At 41.1% G+C, this 19,405-nt stretch carries 16 protein-coding genes and 2 pseudogenes; 3 read left to right on the top strand and 15 right to left on the bottom strand.

The window, feature by feature from the left end:
- Positions 1-14 precede the first annotated feature (14 nt).
- The 12 genes and pseudogenes from ITJ87_RS11090 to ITJ87_RS11040 form a co-directional block, all read right to left on the bottom strand.
- Positions 15-1,175 carry a polysaccharide pyruvyl transferase family protein gene (locus tag ITJ87_RS11090; RefSeq protein WP_229076205.1) on the bottom strand — a complete coding sequence of 387 codons (1,161 nt, stop codon included), beginning with the start codon at positions 1,173-1,175 and terminating at the stop codon, positions 15-17.
- Positions 1,176-1,226: 51 nt separating this feature from the next.
- Positions 1,227-2,771, bottom strand: a complete 1,545-nt coding sequence (locus ITJ87_RS11085) for a lipopolysaccharide biosynthesis protein (protein WP_220389775.1) — start codon at positions 2,769-2,771, stop codon at positions 1,227-1,229.
- Between the two features lie 13 nt (positions 2,772-2,784).
- Positions 2,785-3,954 (bottom strand): NAD-dependent epimerase/dehydratase family protein, encoded by a 1,170-nt coding sequence (locus tag ITJ87_RS11080; protein WP_117964468.1) that lies wholly within the window; start codon positions 3,952-3,954, stop codon positions 2,785-2,787.
- A 63-nt stretch (positions 3,955-4,017) separates the two neighbouring features.
- Positions 4,018-5,019, bottom strand: a complete 1,002-nt coding sequence (locus ITJ87_RS11075; RefSeq protein WP_117964469.1) for a 3-oxoacyl-ACP synthase III family protein — start codon at positions 5,017-5,019, stop codon at positions 4,018-4,020.
- A gap of 4 nt (positions 5,020-5,023) precedes the next feature.
- Positions 5,024-5,776, bottom strand: coding sequence for an SDR family NAD(P)-dependent oxidoreductase (locus tag ITJ87_RS11070; protein WP_117964470.1), 753 nt, complete (start codon positions 5,774-5,776; stop codon positions 5,024-5,026).
- A gap of 1 nt (position 5,777) precedes the next feature.
- Positions 5,778-6,005, bottom strand: coding sequence for an acyl carrier protein (locus ITJ87_RS11065; RefSeq protein ID WP_117964502.1), 228 nt, complete (start codon positions 6,003-6,005; stop codon positions 5,778-5,780).
- Between the two features lie 40 nt (positions 6,006-6,045).
- Positions 6,046-6,228 (bottom strand): annotated as a pseudogene (locus tag ITJ87_RS18990) (dehydrogenase); the annotation flags it as partial.
- Positions 6,229-6,894: 666 nt separating this feature from the next.
- Positions 6,895-7,839, bottom strand: a pseudogene (locus tag ITJ87_RS18985) (Coenzyme F420 hydrogenase/dehydrogenase, beta subunit C-terminal domain); the annotation flags it as partial.
- A 57-nt stretch (positions 7,840-7,896) separates the two neighbouring features.
- On the bottom strand, positions 7,897-8,985 hold the full coding sequence (locus ITJ87_RS11055) for a Wzz/FepE/Etk N-terminal domain-containing protein (RefSeq protein WP_117964472.1): 1,089 nt from the start codon (positions 8,983-8,985) through the stop codon (positions 7,897-7,899).
- Positions 8,986-9,022: 37 nt separating this feature from the next.
- Positions 9,023-11,443 (bottom strand): SLBB domain-containing protein, encoded by a 2,421-nt coding sequence (locus ITJ87_RS11050; protein WP_057281254.1) that lies wholly within the window; start codon positions 11,441-11,443, stop codon positions 9,023-9,025.
- A 410-nt stretch (positions 11,444-11,853) separates the two neighbouring features.
- On the bottom strand, positions 11,854-12,348 hold the full coding sequence (locus ITJ87_RS11045) for a UpxZ family transcription anti-terminator antagonist (protein WP_016273536.1): 495 nt from the start codon (positions 12,346-12,348) through the stop codon (positions 11,854-11,856).
- A 51-nt stretch (positions 12,349-12,399) separates the two neighbouring features.
- A complete protein-coding gene (locus ITJ87_RS11040) occupies positions 12,400-12,936 on the bottom strand; it encodes a UpxY family transcription antiterminator (RefSeq protein ID WP_057253299.1) in 537 nt (178 codons plus the stop codon).
- A 1,163-nt stretch (positions 12,937-14,099) separates the two neighbouring features.
- On the opposite strand from ITJ87_RS11040, the gene ITJ87_RS11035 reads away from it, so the two are divergent.
- A complete protein-coding gene (locus ITJ87_RS11035) occupies positions 14,100-14,447 on the top strand; it encodes an SH3 beta-barrel fold-containing protein (protein ID WP_022401485.1) in 348 nt (115 codons plus the stop codon).
- 40 nt (positions 14,448-14,487) lie between these two features.
- The gene (locus ITJ87_RS11030) at positions 14,488-15,318 is read left to right on the top strand and encodes a DUF4373 domain-containing protein (RefSeq protein ID WP_117964474.1); all 831 of its coding nucleotides are present in this window, start codon (positions 14,488-14,490) and stop codon (positions 15,316-15,318) included.
- A gap of 133 nt (positions 15,319-15,451) precedes the next feature.
- On the opposite strand, the gene ITJ87_RS11025 is transcribed toward ITJ87_RS11030, so the two are convergent.
- Together ITJ87_RS11025 and lipB are read right to left on the bottom strand one after the other, a co-directional pair.
- A complete protein-coding gene (locus tag ITJ87_RS11025) occupies positions 15,452-16,042 on the bottom strand; it encodes an ACP phosphodiesterase (protein WP_117964475.1) in 591 nt (196 codons plus the stop codon).
- Positions 16,039-16,710, bottom strand: coding sequence for a lipoyl(octanoyl) transferase LipB (gene lipB, locus ITJ87_RS11020; RefSeq protein ID WP_227204327.1), 672 nt, complete (start codon positions 16,708-16,710; stop codon positions 16,039-16,041). Before lipB ends, ITJ87_RS11025 begins: the two co-directional genes overlap by 4 nt.
- A 111-nt stretch (positions 16,711-16,821) precedes the next feature.
- Between lipB and ITJ87_RS11015 the strand changes: the two genes are divergently transcribed.
- Positions 16,822-17,655 (top strand): AraC family transcriptional regulator, encoded by an 834-nt coding sequence (locus tag ITJ87_RS11015; protein ID WP_195690927.1) that lies wholly within the window; start codon positions 16,822-16,824, stop codon positions 17,653-17,655.
- Positions 17,656-17,660: 5 nt separating this feature from the next.
- Here the strand turns inward: ITJ87_RS11015 and ITJ87_RS11010 are convergent, their stop codons facing one another.
- Positions 17,661-19,355 carry a heavy metal translocating P-type ATPase gene (locus ITJ87_RS11010; protein WP_117964477.1) on the bottom strand — a complete coding sequence of 565 codons (1,695 nt, stop codon included), beginning with the start codon at positions 19,353-19,355 and terminating at the stop codon, positions 17,661-17,663.
- Positions 19,356-19,405: the final 50 nt, after the last annotated feature.

The raw sequence follows: 19,405 nt of genomic DNA, 5'->3' as shown, positions 1-19,405 counted from the left end.
TAGGGTATATTTAATTAAACATTCACAAATAATGACTTAAAATCAAACTCTTTTATTGAGTCAATACGAGACTCTAAATTCCATTCTCTTATTATATTCGCTATTTTGTGGTAATCTTCAAATTCGATGAGAGAGAATACTCCATGGCTTGTACCATAAACATATTCTGCCATTCCCTTTGCTTTCTCACTATATGACAAAAATATTGTAGGAACATTCATTGTTATGGCATTGATTGCACAGTGCATTCTCGCTGCTATTACAAAATTGCATCTGGCCAAATCACTTTTTAAGCCAATAAATCCAGGATCAGAACTCACCATAGTTACAGAGTGCCCTGCATTCTTCACTCTACTTGCTATTTGTTCCAAATAACATAAATCATTATCATTCAGAGATGTAGAAAGTACGTGAGGAATAAACAGGAGTTTACAGTGAAGTTCTTCAACCAATCCACAAATAGCTTCTGCTTGTTTTTTGACAGCAGTTTCTAAACTATCATAATGGTATAAGGCTGAAAGTGGACTAAGATTAATACCTACCGTTATACTTTCAGACTTTCCCTCACTACTCAAAGAAGGGCATTTTACAAAATAAGCAGGATCAGGAGCAAAGACTACATTCTGTTTAATTCCTAATGAATTAAGATAATTCACCGTTACTATTTCTCTTGCCACTATCAGATCAACACTCTTTAAGTGTTTCTTAAAGAAATTCAACGCTTTCAAATTCTGTTCAAATTTTCCAACCGAAGCCCCCCACAATACATACTTAATACCTTTTGCCTGACACTTTTCAAGAAACAAAGGTAACGAAATATTACAGCCTCCAATAGAAGTCAACGTATACAAATCGCCTCCAATAGAAAATACTGTATCATATTCATTCAACCAATCAGTAGAATCATAAGGCATAGTAAAAGAGATGCCAACAAATGTAAGCAATTTACGTATAATGTTTTTAGGATTCCACCGTCCTAATCTTTTACGTTGCAGTATTTTCAGATCACAATCAGCTAATCTCTGCACATCATCCTCATAATTATACGAAGCATAGCTAATTTTGATAGCAGGATCAACGTTCCTAAGTATTTCAATCGTCCCACGTACTATAGCTTCACAACCATAATTATAAACACCGCCAATCCCTATCAATAACACATTCTTCATTTTCATTCTAATATATTTCAAGTAAATAGCACATAAAGTAAAATTTATACTACTATTTTACTTTTTACTCCTAATTTTCTTCAAAATCAAAGAAAACAGTTTACTTTTCATTTCTTTATTTATCCCAATTATCCAAACACTTAATATCACACAAAAAAGGCTCACTAAAATAAGAGTCAAATTATAATATATTTCATTCAACCCCAATTTATTACCAAAAACATAAATCACTAATGGTAAAGGAATAGCTAAAATAGTAACCTTAAAGCAAGGCATAAACACTTTCATAATATCTCGCCATGTATAACCAACAATCTTTATTATAAGAATGGGTTTTACAACAAGCCCCAATAGAACATAGCACGCTAATAATGCCCAAGCTAAAACGACAGGAGTATATCCACTCTTAAATAACAGATAAACTATCGGAAAAACCAGAAAACCAATTAATGGTGAAATTAATGCATTTTCCTTTATTCGCCCCTTGGCGTAAAGAGCTGTATAAAATGATGTATCAAATACTTGAAAAAGACTGGTCACAAGAGTCAACTGTAAAAAGATAACTGTATAGTCAGGAACGATTCCCAACCATAACCTCAATAAAGGTTCTGTTACCAAACAAATGGGCAGACATAAGGCAAGCATCATAAAATATGAATACTTTGTCGAACTGCACAACAAATCTTTACTTCCTTGATAATCTTCTGCTGCATATCTTTTTACTATTTGTGGATTAACAGCTATACGGAAGTTTTGAACAAATTGGTTAGCAGCCATATTCACTTGATTAGCAATGGCACGAGCTGTTACAATCGCTGGTGAAAAGAAAACATTAATCAAAATAGTTGCACCTTGATTATTCAAAGCAATGGAAGCGCTCGACCATAAATTCCACCCTGAATAGTTTAACACATCTTTTATTATAGCTCTGTCTATTGAGCATTTAGATCGTGTTTCTACAAAATTACGAGTACAATAATTACGATAAAACCAAGTTATACCAATTTGCAAAGTACACAAGAATATAGCATATAATTTCAATTTATCCCAATCACTTATTGCCAATAAATAGACGATGAGAAGTTTCAATACAGTTTCTATAATACTCAAATAAGCATAAACATTCATCTTTTCATGACTGATTATAGAAGCATTAAAAGGAACCTGAAAAAACATAGCCAACACTGTTAATATTGAGAAATGATATGCAAATACTGCAGCTCCCATTCTTTCAGTTGGAATCTGTAACTTATTATAAACAAACCATAATCCAATAGTTTCAGCTAGTAAAAATATAAAAAATGCAAGAATTAAGTGCATTGCCAATACTGTCGAAAAGGTTCGCCTAAGTTTATCTTCATCCTTTTTCCCTAATTCATAAGTAAGAAATCGAGAGGAGCCAGAACTTAATGCAGTGCTTATGAACGAAAGTATTACGGCAACACCACCTACAGTCTGATAAATACCATAATCATTAACTCCTAACATTTGTAATATAACGCGTGATGTATATAAAGTGACAAGCATTGTAAACATCATACGAAAATAAAGAAAGAAGGTGTTTTTAACAATAGTTCTGTTATTTGTTTGCCGCTCTATCATTCTATGATACTACTTATTTTCCACATAATTTTCTTTTTATCTGATTTGCAATTTTATAAAAAAATAACAAACTTCGAATATCCCAACGTTTTTTATACAAAGCTAAATAATACTTTTTTTTATCCTTCCATGTTGCAGTTTTAAGGTAATCTATAAAATGCAAATTCATTTTTTCAATGCTAATACCATTCTTTTTACACCACTTTTTAATAATTCGGTCTGTATCACCTTCAAACCCCCAATCAATTCCAAATTGATAGTTGCTCTTTACATATGCATTATAAGTTAATTCAATACCCTCTTTTAAGAAAATTGTTTGACGAAACGAAGGAACGACTTTCTTTATCTTATCATTACTATTTAGTGCATCTATAGAACGCCCCCCCAATATTTCACCAGCATGATTAGGAAGTTCTTGTGCATAAAATTCACTTGTAACATCCACAATCTTTACTTTTTTTCCAGATAATTCCGACAAAACATTAAGTACTTCATTAAAGGAGGGAGTTTCATCACCACAAATATTAAAAGCCTCATTATAAGCACCCCGATTACCAATCAAGCCAACAACACCAACAGCAAAATCTTCTACACGTGTCATATTGCATCGATTTACTCCACCATTCCAACGTATAATCGGTTTTTCATTCAATATTCGAGACACCAATGTCCAATGATAACCATACTTAGGTGAAATACCATAAGGAATTCGTGTATCTCCATATGTTACACAAGGACGGATAATTGTATAATTTGTATCTGATTTCTTTGCCAGGATCTCTAAATGTTTTTCACTAGCCCATTTATTCACACTATAACTCCATATCGGTAATATCTTAGGAGAATCCTCCCTACAAACTTCTCCCAAAGTGGTGTTATAAACAGCACAAGAAGATATAAAAAAATATTGCTTTGTATAATGAGAGTAAAAATTGAAACTATCTGCCACCTCATCATCAGAGTAGCATAAATAATCCATAACAGCATCAAATCTCCTTTCTCCAAGCAGATGCCGAATTTTTTTTAAATCATTTTTATCTGATTTTAAAAATTCTACATTATCTGGAATAAGGTTGCTCCTACTACCTCTGTTAATCATGGTCACTTTAAAGCCTTGCCTTAAAGCTTCATTAGTTACAGCACTACTAAGAACTCCGGTACCACCTATTATTAGTACATTCATAAATATAAATACAAGAAAAAAATCTTGAGCTATATCAAAGAAAGAGTATTACTTATTATTAAATTAAAAACTAAGCATTGTGCCCGCCCAACTAAGTCCTACTCCAAAGCCAGTCACCATAACAGTCATGCCCTGATGTATTGTTCCATTCTCCATGCAGTGTTTCAATCCAATTAGTACAGTAGAAGAAACAGTATTACCTGTATTCTCCAAATTAATATAAAACTTCTCTTTGGGTAAAACACATACTTTCCGGATAGTATTTAACATAAACTTATTAGCTTGATGGAACACAAAATAGTCTACATCTTCTTTCAAAAATTGATTCTTTTCCAATACTTGCTTCATCATAGTCGGAACTGCCTCTAAAGTAAAGTTGAATATAGCTCCACCATTCATGTACAAATAATCATCATACCAAACATGATCTTCATCATCTTTAATAGACAATCCGGTTCTTCCCGGATACCGAGAAGCACCTGTCTTTACTATCAGATTATTTGCTCCATTGCCATCGGTTCCTAATACAAATTCACCAATTTCAGCAAATCCATCTGTTGATACTAAACAAGCGGCTGCTCCATCACCAAAAATAGAACGATTACCCTTATCAGAAGGGTGAAGATATTTATTGTATGTTTCTGATGTGAGAAGCAAAACATTTTTGGCAATGCCTGATACTATAAGTCCCTTCGCAATAGCTAATCCATATACACACCCTGAACAACCCAAATTATAATCAAAGGCACCAATATCAGTACGCAGCCCTAATCGATATTGTAATACACAAGCTGTGGACGGCAAATAATAATCAGAACTTTGCGTACAAAGCAATAGAAAATCAATATCCTTTGAATCAATAGAGTATTCTTCAAAAAGTTTCTTTGCTGCCTTTTCGGCCATATCTCCTGCTGTCTCACCAACTGCAGCAACATGACGAACATTCACACCTACTTTGGCTGCCACTTTTTCAACACTCCATTCAGGAAACTCACTTACCAAGTCTTCATTCGTAACAACTTGTTCGGGTAAATAGTAACTAATAGCTTTTATATATGCTCCCATTTTATTATAAATTATTCGCACCTCCTGTCAAATCAATACAAGATCCAGTCATCCACGAAGATGCATCCGAAAGTAAATAAATAGCAAGATTTGCCACATCATCAGGATACCCATAGCGCTTTAAGGGATACTTTAATTGTTCTTGCTCTAAATCTTCTTTAGTCAACCCTCCTTTATAAATCAAGTCAGTCCATACCATAGCGGGACAAATGCAATTGACACGTATGTCGCGGGGAGCCAATTCTAAAGTTAAGCATTTGGCATAAGAAATAATAGCTCCTTTTGAAGCACTATACAATGCATTGCCTATACTAGGAGCATCAGCCGCACGAGAAGCAATAAAAACAATAGACGCAGCCTTATTGACTTTCTTTGCAGATAATAAAGCGGTTTGCAACAAGACTGGAGCTTTAAAATTAGCATCCATCACATTCTCTATATCAGCTTTATCAATCAGTTTGCATGGTTTACGATGTCCAATACCGGCACAATGCACAATGCCGTCTAAATTCGAAACTAAAGATATGATTTTTAAAATATCTATTTCATTAGTTAAATCTCCTGCTATCGATAAATGCCCTTCTCCCATCAATAACGAACGAGTTACGTTCAATCGCTCAACGTTACGTCCAGTAATGATAACAGAAGCGCCCATCTTAGAACAAGCTATAGCAATAGCCTGTCCAATCCCAGCTGACGCACCAGTAACCAATAATTGTTTACCCTCAAGCGAAAACGGATTGAAAGTTTGAACCATTCTACTTAGCTTCTACTAAATTAAACAATTCCTCAACCGTTTCACATGAACGTATCTCTTTACCTGTTATTTCTTTATTATAGGTCGTTTTTACAAAAGCGATAATAGACATTGCTGTTAGCGAACTCCATTCGTCCAAATCCTGATACACAGTATCCATTTGAATTTCAGTGATATCCGTATCTTCAAATTGTTCAGCAAATCCTTTGACAAATTCTTCTAATATCATATCCTTAAGTTTATAATTAATACTTCCAATAAACATCTTCTTCTATCACTTGTGCCGGATTGCCGCTAACCATTGAATAGGCTGATACATTTTGAGTAACAAAAGATTTTGCCCCAATTATAGCACCATCACCAATTTTAACTCCGGGCATAATGATTGCACCTTCGCACAACCAAGCGTGCTGACCTATAAATACCGGACGCGTATCCTTATATCCACGCATAGCGATATAATGATTTCCATTATTATCGCGAATGGTTATATCGCGCCCCAACATAACTCTATCACACAAGTGAATATGTTCACCACAGATAATCGTAGCATTTATATTAGTAGCACCGTTACCTTCTATATGTAGAAACGCATTTTTAAATACTTCTACATCAGAGCCATAACCTAATGAAAAATTATTATCTATTTGTAATACTGCATTATTCTCAACTAAAAGACGAGTTTCAAGCCTTGACTTAGAGAATCTTTTCTGTCCAATAACAAAAATTCCCTTAACTTTCACATGCGCTTTAGGATGGATTTCCAAAATAGTATTTCGATGAATAAGTATAAATGCACCTCGGACTATACTACATTTCACTTGCTTACAAAAAAGATTATATCTAATATTCTTCCAATAAAGAGGCAAATTAAAACGAGATACACTTGCTATATTCCATAAAAAGCGAAGAACATTTTTCAGTTTCCGTTTCCACGTTAGTATATCAATTGGTCTACGAATATATTTAGCTGCTATATCCTGAAATGGCATTGTATCCAAATCTTCATAAAAACTCACTCTATCAACTAAGGGAGCATCTAATGATTGCACCAATGCACGATTACCTCCTAAGATCGATTCAAAAGGTACTTTCTTTTCAATAATAGTTGATTTTATCGTTTCAAAATAAGATTTTCCTTTCTGGGAATTCAGCATAACCAAACTGGTTCCCATATCATTATCCAATTCTTTTCCTACAGTATGCTCGGCTCCCCAATAATCTGCCACAGTAATATCAGCCATCCGTGGAAAACCTTTAAACTGACAATCATAGCACGAAGGACGAGAGTATACCTTTGTACCCAAATAGCCTATTGTAAAGAAACTAGTATCTTTTGTATCATAAAGAATTTGTTTGTTCTGAAACACGACTTTACTAGTTAGTTGCCGCCATCCTAATTCTTTATTTTTCGCCTTAAAATAAACAATTTTAGATTGATATCTATCTTCCAGGTAATCCAAGTATTTACGAAAAACTTTAGGAGAATTAACCCCTAAACAAATAAAATCTACAATAACAAGATTATCATAGTCCTTCACAAGGAAGCGACGTAATGCTGCCATTTGACAAGGAGTACCACACACCAATACTTTTTCCCCACTTTTCAAAAGTTGACGGACTAGTTTATAAAAGCCTTCTGCATTACTTTGCAGGTATTTAGAGCTACGCAGTGCAGCCAAGTCTTTTTTATCATTAGATATAAAGTGACTTACAGAATAGTCTTCATTAAAGATAGCACCGCCTACATAACCTCCTTCTTTATAGGTTCTTTCTGCCAAAGCTGAAAATAAGCCACCGGAAGTGCTGTCAAAACGCACTTCAATGTTTTTATGAATAGCGGCATGGCATTCAGACTGAGGTAAATCATTCTTCTTCAGCTCTTCTACATGAATAACAGGACAAACGTTATCACATAGTCCACAATTAATGCATCGCTCTTTATCAACCACTGGATACCAAAATCCTTCAATGTCTATATGGAAAGAGATTGCATCTTTGGGGCATACATCACCACAAGCATTGCATCCACAACATCTAGATTTATCTGTTACTTGAATCATTATTATTTATAAAATTCAGATATCATTTTTTGATATTTATCTACCTAAAAGAAATATTTATGCTTTCCTCAAATTACAAACAAAACTTCTTCCAAAGAGTATCCAACCTACGCAACTTCCTCCTATAAGTAATACAAAACCGAGTAAAACTATAGATTTACTAGGTTTAGCAGCTCTTATTGGAATAGTAGCAGGCTCAACTACCGTATAAACAGGAGTAATTTCCTGCACTTTTGCTTCAGCCATCTGCAATTGTTGTGCAACACTTGTATATACTTGATAAGCAAGATTCATCTCATTTTCCAAACGTACCTGTTCAGCACGATAACTCTGAAGAATAATATTTTTGTTAGCATCAGAAAACTTTGCATAATTCTCCTGTGCTATCTCATACTCTTTCTTCTTACGCGCAAAAAGCTTCTTCTGAAATTCAAAATCCTGACGGGCTTTGTTCGTACGGTATTCCGTAACGTAATCTTGTAAACGATACATTACACTATCAGTCAAGCAAGCAGCAATACGGGCATCCTGCATCGTAACAGACAAAGTAGTAAGTCCAGTCTTCTTGTCGACTAAGACACTGATACGTTTACTCAACACTTTAAGAATTTTAGATTGTTCCTTGGTTAGATGGAAGAAATCAAATCCACCTTCATTAACATCAGCTTCTTTTTTGAACAAAGAAACTATCCAATTTAAAAATTTGAAAGGAGCAGAAGTTATCACACTCCACCACGGAGAACGTTGATACTCGTCCAAATAACAATAAAGTGTAGTATCTATTTTCCCCTCTAGGTCTTTCACTGGAATATTGAAAAGACCAGTAATAAAGGGAGTAGAACTCACAATATCGGGATACAAATCAGGATAGATAGCATCAGCACCAGAAGAAGTATTTATATTAAATCCTGCCATGGCAGCAAGAGAAGACAATCCTCCCCCACTCTTTCCATCCGACAACTCCGGAGCAATTGTAGCTGTAGCTGTATATTCTTTCGGAATACTGAAAGCAATCACCAGTCCCACAATCACTGCATAGCCGCAACACTTCAATATCCACTTGCGCTCTGCCCAGACCTTCAAGGCAAGCTCAAGCAAATCAATCTCCTCTTCCTGTGGATGTTTATTCTGTTGTCCGTCATTCATATCAGCATCCTTTCTTTTTATATCTTCCACTTATTTATTATTTAAAAGCATTAGTCAACGTAGCCACCATCGCCGCAATCGTCGCAGTCATGGAGCTCATCCCCATAATCTCGGAAAGCTGGAGACGCTTCCTCTCAGACTTCGTGGGAACCACAATCTCACAACCCGGCTGGATTAAATCACTGTCACTCTTCTTAGCACGGGCTACCGTACCATTCAGATAAATGATGTATGCTTTCTTCTTTTTCGCATTTTCGCCATAACCACCTGCCATATTGATATAATGTTTCAGCTTGGCATCTTTCTCCCAGGTTACTGTATTAGGATACATCACTGAACCGCTGATCTTCACCGTATTGACGTATTCAGGAATATAAACGATATCTCCCTCACGCAGGACAATGTCATAGTCACTTCCCGGATTAAACAGAGCCTTTTCCATATCGATGCCTACTGCGTAAGTCTCAGAGATGGCAAGCTTGTCCACAGAGATGCTATCCTTCCCCTCACCACTCTGAGCTATGCGAAGTACATCCGTCTCACGCCGACGTTCCTCATCATTGCGCTTACGAATCAAACGTCCCCCCTTTATATATGCCGCCGGAGTAATTCCGCCTGCACGACCTATCACATCACTCAGACGTTCATTCTTCTTCAACAACGAATAGCTGCCGCTGAAAAGCACCTCACCCGCAACCGTCACCATGCGCTGAACTTGGTAGGCAGGACTGCGACGAACCTGGACTACATCGAAAGGTTGCAGGTAGAAACTACCGGCATCCGTCAGAAGACCGTCCTTGATGTCAAAGGTGAATGTCTCCGCAAGCTTGCTGCTGTAGGCAGTACTCTTGGGATCCTTGATGCGGCGCGTCACGCTCACACAGGTAGTGGCGGCAGCCTCGGTAAGACCTCCCGCCTGGACAATCATATCCTCTATCGTTAAGTTATCGGAGTACAGGAAAGTACCGGGATTGAGCACCTCACCATAAATGGAGACCGTCTCGCTCTCCTTCAAGTCATGGATACCGGGAACATACAGATGGTCGTTCTTCTGAAGGGGTATATCAGAAACCGTACCGTTCATGATACCCTCCAGATCAACGGCAACCATTTCGTGCGTAAGATCTTCACGCTCACGGTCCAGAAGGACCCGGGCAAGGAAAGCATCTCCCCGGAGTCCCTCAGCCTTCTTTATCAGCTGCTTCACCGTATTCACCTCACCGTCCAACTGATAAAGCCCCGGACGATAGACGGCACCACTGACCTCAACCTTGTTCTCAAAACGGTCGAGTACGGCGTCAACCGTCATTAAGTCACCGTCGTCTAAACGGAATACGGAATAGTCCATCTCATCCACATTATATACTTGATGTTCACGTCCGCTTTTACGGATGATGCGTACAGCCTTCTTATAGGCATCTCCCATAAAGCCACCCGCATACTTCAGTAAGGAAGCAACCGTCTCGGCAGGCTTCATTTCATAATACATGGGACGTTTCACCTTACCTACTATCTCGACCAACGACTGGTAGGGACTCACGATAATCACATCGCCCTCCTGCAGACGGACATCGTCATTCATCTTGCCCTGCATGATGAACTCATAGACGTCCAAATGCTCTATCGTCTCTCCGTTACGAACCAGACGGATGTCACGCAAGCTACCGATATTATTCACACCACCGGCACGGTACAAGGCATGGAAAACCGTAGAAAAGGCCGAAAGTGTATAAGTACCCGGCACCGTGACCTCACCCATAATATGAATCTGAATGGTACGTATATCGCCTAAAGTCAGACGGATCTGTGAATTGGGATCCCCCCCTCCGATACCGGAATAGATCTTGGACAGTTCCCGTTGCAGATAAGCGTTGGCTTCTTTAACAGTCATGCCGTTCAGATAAACGGGACCGAGATCTTTCACCTGGATACTACCCTCGGGACTGATGGTCTGGCGGATGGTATTCTCGGAAGCTCCCCAAATATCTATGATCACCTCGTCACCGGGCCCCAGCCGATAATTTGCCGGAGTAGCCAGATTCACACTAGGTTCAAAGGAGAGATTACGGTTCTGGAACAGATTATGACCGAAAATCTGTATGCCGGCAGCCTCAGGGGCGGACTGGCTTTCAAGTCTCTCATCAACAACCGCTTTCTGGTCATCCAGTTCGGCAGCCTCGTAGGATTCTCCCACAGCAACCGAACGCTTGCGCATCTGTGAGGGAGCTTCAGAACCCGGGACAGCAACACCCGAGTTCTCATATTTATCCTTGATGCGGAGCACCTGTTCGCGGGTCACACCACGGCGCAACAGTTCGGCAGTCATCTGCTTCTGAGATTTTCCGGCTGCCTGTGCTTGTTTCACATATTCAACCACTTGCTCGTCGGACATGCGCTGGGCATAGGCAGAACCGAAGAAAATAAAAAGACATAAAATCAGAAATAAGATTCGACGCATAATTTAATGTTTGTTAGATTCTTATATGTCACACACTGAAAAAATCAAACTAATCCGGGAAGGTGGAACCAAAGGTGATTTATATTTATTACTTCGCGTAGTAATGAAAGAGTTAGTACCACGCTTCCCGGATATTCAATAGATATTGGGCATCTACTAAAGGGGGTATAACCCACTTTGAGTTATATTTTTAATCAAATAATAAGTTATTTTACTATATTCATTGGCAGAAATGCCATATAATCCGTTTCTCTGGAGGCTATTTTTCGTAATACAATGCGTGGAATCCTTTTCACTCATTACATGAATATATCACTTGTATGTTTAGCTCTATATGTCTTTAACTTTTCCCGTGTCTCTTACATTCTCCACTCCATTTTTTTTGCCTTGCGAGAAAACTTTCACCTGTTTTAGTCCTCAAGATATTCCCACGGATAGGGATTGTCAACTACATTCCGGAATTCCTCGACAGCTTCCTGCTGTTCGGCAGTGAGCGATGCGGAGTCCCAGGAAGAAATAATCTTCCGGGCTTCGTCGACCAGGAGCTCATCGAACACTTCTCCATAACAGGCAGTAAGCAGACGGAGTTTCAACAGCGAAGCGGGAAGGGTATCAAGGAGATTCCAACAACGGTTTAATATCTCCTGGAGGTGATCCTGCTTCTCGCCATGGTCAATGAACGATGCGTTATAACCCATCAAGAGAGCAAGACAGACGTTTGCCTGTTCTTCCGTAGTAGTACCTCGAGCACTGGAACCATACAAAGCCGCAGTCAAGCGGTAAACCTCACCGTTGCGGCGGGAAAGGTCATCACTATAGATAGGACTACCGTCCATACCTAAATACATCAGTTCGTGCGCAGCACGCTGGAGATTAATTGCTTCTTCGAAAAGGGAGGAGGACATTTTTTTGAATTATGAATTGTAAACTATGAGTTGTAAATTATGAATTATAATTCAGCCGATCACTTCTATAAGGTCCGGATGGATGGTAGCCATGGCAACAGCAATGACACCTTGTATCTCTATAACCACACGACGGTCACGTGCACCCTTTACTTTCAGAAAAATACCCTCCTGACCTGCAAAGTCACCACCCGTAATACGGACTCTAGTTCCTTTCGACAGATTCAACTCTTCGGGCTGGAAATAAAGCAAATGGTCGTTATAGGTTCCGGCAACGGCGATGAAGCGCTGCATCTCATGGTCGGGAATAATTATCTTCTGACCACTGCGAGTATCGGTTATATATTGCAAATAAGTAATTTGAGACTTAACACGCTGTACGTCGGAAGGACGTGCATGGACAAAAACCAGATTACGGATGACGGGAACCAAAGTACGGACTTTCTTACCCTTACGGATACTTACCTTATATTGCATGGGGACAAAACAGCCGAGGTTCTCCTTCTCGAGAAGATGCACCGCATCAAGCTCCCTGCGGTATGTGGCACGCATGGCATGCCAGACTTCAACCTCGTTATCCGTTTCCATTTTCGTTGTTTTGTTCACAAAAGAGTGTTCCTCTGGGGCTTTGAACCCTTGGTATACACCTGGTATTCAATCATTTGCGAGCACCTTATGTAAAATACAGCAAGCATTATGCCCTTCTTGCCAACAGTTTTTTTGCAGTTCGTCATTACCTTCTGGTAAGAGACTATAAACGAACGGATTACAAACAAAAAGCGTTTTTTAAACGTTCGTTTAATGGACGTCAAATTTCAGGAAATGAAATAGGGAATGAGTTAATAAAAGGGAATGGAAATTTTAAATATTAAATAAGATACTTAATATACTGAATTACTGTAGATTAAACTGATATACGATGGGTTTTCCAAAATATTTTTATTAAACATTTTGAGGATATAAAAAACAGTCTTATCTTTGCGTCCATTAAACGAACGTTTAAAAAACACTTCCAAGTCAAAGTCATTTCCATTTATATATCAACGCATTAACCCATCATAAAGATAAAACCCAGCTTTTTATCTCCATCCTTACTCCACAAAAACAAAAAACTTGATATACCTTTGCATTTATTTTACAAACTACAGTAATTTTAATTATTAACCCAAAAACATTAGAAAATGAAGGCAAAAAAGACACTCCAAAGTAAGGAAAAAAAACAAAAAGAGACACCCTTAAAACGGATGTAAAGCACGGCATATCAGCTCCGAAAGCAGGAGTAGGACGTCCCTCAAGCGGGGAGGTTATAGGAATACTGCCACAATATAGGAAAGAAGTCATTAAAGACATCATCCTATGGAAAAAATCAAGATACTTTATAGAAGAAAAGCCGACAAGCAACAAGGCATTGGCACAATGGGCATACTCACATTTCGACTTCAGAACGCCAGACTATAAAAGACTGTCAGAAAACACTATAATACAAGAGTTCGGTGAAGTGTGGCGGGAAATGAAGGTAGCAGGAGAGATATAGGGAATAAAACAAAAAAGGGCAGAAACCACGAAACTTATTGACAATAATTAAATATAAACAACTTAAGGAATAAACCACTTATCTTTGCCGCCACTTTGGTAAGGATGAAGCCACACCACCTACAGATGCCGCTTTCTCAATGAATGCGGCATCTTTTTTTATATACAAGCGTACCTCCTGCCAAACTAATACAATTATTAATTTTAAAGACAACAAGATGAGAAAGTCGACAAAGAACGCTTCACTTCACGAAGCACTGAGAAACCTATGGAAAATACGTATCATGCTGGAAAAGAACTACACGGAAACATGCGCCACATGGATGGCCCGACGAATAGAAAGCCTGATAGACCACATGCAATACGGACACGCACTCATAGCCTACCACAAGCAGGACGGGACATTCAGGCTGGCGAAAGCCACCTTACTGCCCTACAAGGCTGACTTCAGAAGAGATTATGACATCACAAGAGTGACAAGCACCATAGCCTTCTGGGACGTGGAACTGCAGGCATGGAAAACTTTCCAGCTGGAGAACTTCCTCGAATGGAGCCCCATATGCTAATCATTAACCATTAATCACTAATCATTAAACACTAAAAACAATGGCCATGATGTACGGGGGAATGCTATACTTCCCCCTCAAAGTAAATCTATTCGAAGAGATAGCAGTGGAACTGGTGGAAGCCAGGTTCGGACTGAAAGGCACAGCGGCGGTAATGAAACTGCTGTGCAAGATACACAAGGAAAACGGATATTACCTGAAATGGAACGCGGAGCAATGCACACTGTTCACAAACAAGGCGGGAAAGGACATCAACGAGCAGGAGATGCAGGGAATCGTGGACATCCTGGTGGAGAAAGCCTTTTTCGACCCCAAAACCTATAAGGAGCAAGGGGTACTGACCTCTACCGAGATACAGAAAATATGGCTGGAAGCCACCAAAAGAAGAAAAAGGGACCTCACCACCCTACCCTATCTGCAGGTAGAGACGGAGGAAGATAAACCGGACAAGGACAAGACTTGTACGCAAAAACGGGAAAATTGTACGCAGGATGCGGACATTTTCCCCGAAAATGCATGCAATTCCAAACAAAGCAAAGTAGAAGAAAGCAAAGCAAAAGAAAGTAAAGCACTTCCCCCTCTTACTCCCCCGGGGGAAAGCGGAGGAGCGCAGGGGAATCCTGATCTGGACATTCCCGGATATGCCTACAACAGGAATACGCACAACCTGGAATGCCTCATGCTGAATCTGGAAAAGCTCTACATCACCGACCAGGAGGAAATCAGGAAGATTCTGAAGTTATCGGACTACGGCAGGCTGGGAAACTACGTCTGGAAAATATTCAATGGGACGAACTGGAGCAAGGTGAACAGCAAGGGAGGGTACATCATCTCGGTACTGGCAAGAGAGAAGCGGAGTACGGGAAGCTGATTCCACAGGGCACAAGCTATCAATAACATGTCATGCAGGAAATCAATAACGTGTGATACAAAAAACAAATATCGTGCCGGCAGGAAATTAATTCCTTGCCGACACGATATGAATTTCTTCTTCGTCCTTAAAACTATACCTTATAATCATGCCGGTATTCAGCACAAAACCTCTGCAATTCAATAAAAAATGGCTGGAACACAGCAAACAGTTCCTCATCGTGCTCTTCAAGGTAACGAATAGCCTTGTCTACGGATATATCAATATGATGATATTCCACCATGATGTTCAAAGACTCTCTTATTCCGTTCAGAGTGGCGTATTTCCGCAAACGGTCGGTCAGGATAAAATGCCAGATGAAACGTTTGAACCGTACCGGAAGATAGCGGTAATTGATGAGGAGGGAAAGATAGAAAGTCCGGGTATACCTCCTCAAGGAAACCCCGGAGAACGACTCGAAACGGGAAGCCAGCAAATAATCGAAATAAATATCCAGCAATACCCCCGAATACCGTCCGAATTCTGGTTGAAGCCTATGCACCACCTCGCAGACAGCCGGATGACGGTCGGTATAGTCGTCAATAGCGCGGTGAAGCTGAATACCCTTGGCTATATCCGGCGGATAATTCTTATAGGAGCTTCCCTTTACGGCATCGCCTACAAAATTGCCCAACTGTACTTTTCTGTTCGAACCGGAAAGGAATATATGTGCCAGATAGTTCATGACAAAAGATTTACCAGCTCCTTGCAAAGACGCTCCTTCACCTCCTCCATCGGCACCTCGTGTCCCAGCTCTTTCTGCAAAGAAGTGACACCCTTGTCTATGAATCCGCAGGGATTGATATAGCTGAAATAACGTAAATCGGTATTCACATTCAGTGCCAATCCATGCATGGTGACAAAATGGCTGCTGCGCACGCCGATGGCACAAATCTTACGGGCACGGGGAGTATCGCCCTCCAGCCATACGCCCGTTGCCTTCTCCAGGCGTCCGGCCGCGATGCCAAACGAAGCACAAACACGGATTACCGCCTCTTCCAGCAGATGCACATATTCCTTCAACCCCAAAGAAAAGTCGTCAAGGTTCAGAATAGGATAGCAGACCAACTGTCCCGGACCATGATACGTAATGTCTCCGCCACGGTCAATATGATAGAGCGTAGCCCCTATCCTGCGCAGTTGTTCTTCTCCCAGCAGCATATTCCTTTCTTTTCCGCTACGCCCCAATGTATAGACATGGGGATGCTCGCAGAGCACAATATGATTGACATAGCACTCTCCTGTCTGCTTGGCATGTACAAGTGCGTCAAACCATTCCGTCTGCCGGCTCCATGCTCCGGCATAAGGAATCATGTTCCAATCTGATATTTCCAGTTTCATGCAAGCAAATATAGTACTTTTTTGAATTCTAAAAAGAACATTTCATTTTAAAAACAGAATGTCTTCCGTTACTTTTTTCCCGGAAAAGAATTACCTTTGTGCGAACTCTAAACGACAAAGCGTATGGAATTTTCCCAAGTCGACCTGCCAGTAGACATGATTGCATGGACTGAAGTAACGGAAGACATTCTAAACATATACAAACAGTCGTGCCGTCTGAAAGCGTGCATTTTTGCACTATGCATAGAAGGTTCCATCACCGTATCCATCAACCTGATGGATACAGAAATCAAGCAAGGGGACTTCATTACCCTGCTTCCCGGAACCATCATACAGTTTTACGAACAAAAGGAAAAAGTATGCCTGGGATTCGTGGGGTTTTCCTCGCATTGCCTCAATGGGGTCAACCTCATCCAGTCTACATTGAGCTCTTTCTCCAACATACTGGAGTATCCGGTACTGGCTGTCAACCCTACCGTCGCCTCCTATTTCAAGGACTATTTTGCCTTATGGGCACGCATCACGACCGGCCCCTACCCTCCTGACACCAAAATGGCACAGAGCGCTCTAAGCATGCTCCTCAGTGGGGTGGACAAGATGTATTGCCACCGTCCGCAAATGCAAAAAGGGAACAAGAGCCGGAAAGAGGAAATATGCCACGAACTGGTGCAGCTCGTCATCGAAAACTATACCCGCGAACGCCGCGCGCAATTCTATGCCGACAAACTGGGCATCTCCCTGCAACACCTCAGCACCACCGTGAGGCAGGTGACCGGCAGAAATGTATTGGACATCATCGCCCACGTCGTCATCGTAGACGTGAAAGCCAAACTGAAATCAACCAATATGACCATTCAGGAAATTGCCTATTCCCTGAATTTCCCCAGTGCTTCCTTCTTTGGAAAATACTTCAAGAGGCACATGGGCATGAGTCCGCTGGAGTATAGGAACAGCTGAGAACATCAGAACCTGGAACTCAGACGAAGGCTGCTCAAAGCCACGGATACACAGGAAAGAGCCATGGCAGCACCTGCCAGCGCAGGGCTCAGCAGGATGTCATAGACGGGATAGAGTACTCCGGCTGCGACAAAGATACCCACTGTATTATAGATGAAAGCCCAAAACAGATTCCGGTACATGAGGCCCACAGTCTGGTGAGACAACCGGAAAACTTTGGGCAACAGCAGCAGGTCTGAAGTCCTGAGAGTAATCATGGCGGTGTCCATCAACGTATCAGTCCCCTTTCCCATGGCAATGCTTACATCAGCACAGCTCAAGGCTTGCGCATCGTTCACGCCATCACCTACCATGGCGACCGTTTTACCCTGAAGCTGCAGCTTATGGATGAAATCCTCTTTGTCATCGGGCATGGCATCGGCCACAAAACGCATGATACCCAAACTGCCGGCCACAGAAGAAGCTGTACGCTCACCGTCTCCCGTAAGCATGCATATCTCGATGTCCTGGGTACGCAGTTCCCGGATAGCTTCCATAGAAGTCACCCGCAACTGGTCCTTGATGGCAATAACGGCAAGTAAATCGTTCTCACGCCCAAAGTAGACTATGCTGTTTCCGTCCGATTCATATTGCGTCAGCATATCGGCCAGAATATCCGACAAATTGGCCTGATAATCTTTCAGCAGTTTATGGCTTCCTACCCAATATTCCGCACCTTGATAGGCCACTCTGACACCTTTTCCGGCAATGCTTTCGAAACCGTCCAGATGGGCAGGGATAACCTGCTCTTCCCCTTCCAGGGCCGTAACGATAGCTTCCGCCAGAGGATGGTCCGAAGTAGACTCGGCAGCAAGCAGTACATCTTTATAATGATCCTCCTGCCCTTGCGCCCACAGCCAGCCTATTACCGTAGGATGCCCTTCTGTCAAGGTCCCGGTCTTATCGAATACCACCACATCCACATTGCGCATCTGCTCTAAAGCGGAAGTATCCCTGATCAGGATATGATTGCGGGCGGCTTTATTGAGGCCAGCCGCCAAAGCTACGGGAGTGGCCAGCCCTATCACACACGGACAAGCCACCACCAACACGGACAAAGCGGCAAATAGACCGTGTGACACTACACCTATGCCTCCGAAGAACACCCATATAAAAAAGGTCAGCAAGGAAACGATGAGAATGACCGGGACAAAAAAACCAGCGACGCGGCCGTCAATGCGTTGCTTCTCCGGCAGTACGCGGGCTGCGTTATGCTGCCAGCCTCCCAACCGGCGGATAGCCGCCGACACAGTTCTCCGGGCACGTTCCTCCATAAACTCGCCAGTCAGGGAAAAGGCGATGATGACGGCGGCAACCCCATAATAGACATGCGGTTCCAGCCCGATGCCCAGCCAATAATCCGGAAAGAAAGTATTGAACACACTGAACAGAAAAGCCACAGAGGTGGTAAGTGCCACCAGACGGTCTATATTGTTGCGGCCCGACCGGGTTCCCTTCCAGGCACCGGAATAAAAAGGAAAGCCGAAAAACAGCAGTACCGGAATTGCCAGTACCATCTGTATTTCACGGGTATAGGGTATATGCACAAAGACTGTAGAAAACAGTATCAGCACGATGGCAAAAAGCCATGCGCCGACGACACGCAATTCCGTGCTGTGCATATCCAGCACGGGATGCGCCTTAGTAATTATATTGCTCATTCGATTTATTTTTTAGATGATTGTTGTTCCGCTTTAATAAAGCAACAACC

Source organism: Bacteroides sp. HF-162 (assembly GCF_015679285.1).
Classification (GTDB): domain Bacteria; phylum Bacteroidota; class Bacteroidia; order Bacteroidales; family Bacteroidaceae; genus Bacteroides; species Bacteroides uniformis.
This window is presented reverse-complemented; position numbering and strand designations above follow the sequence as displayed.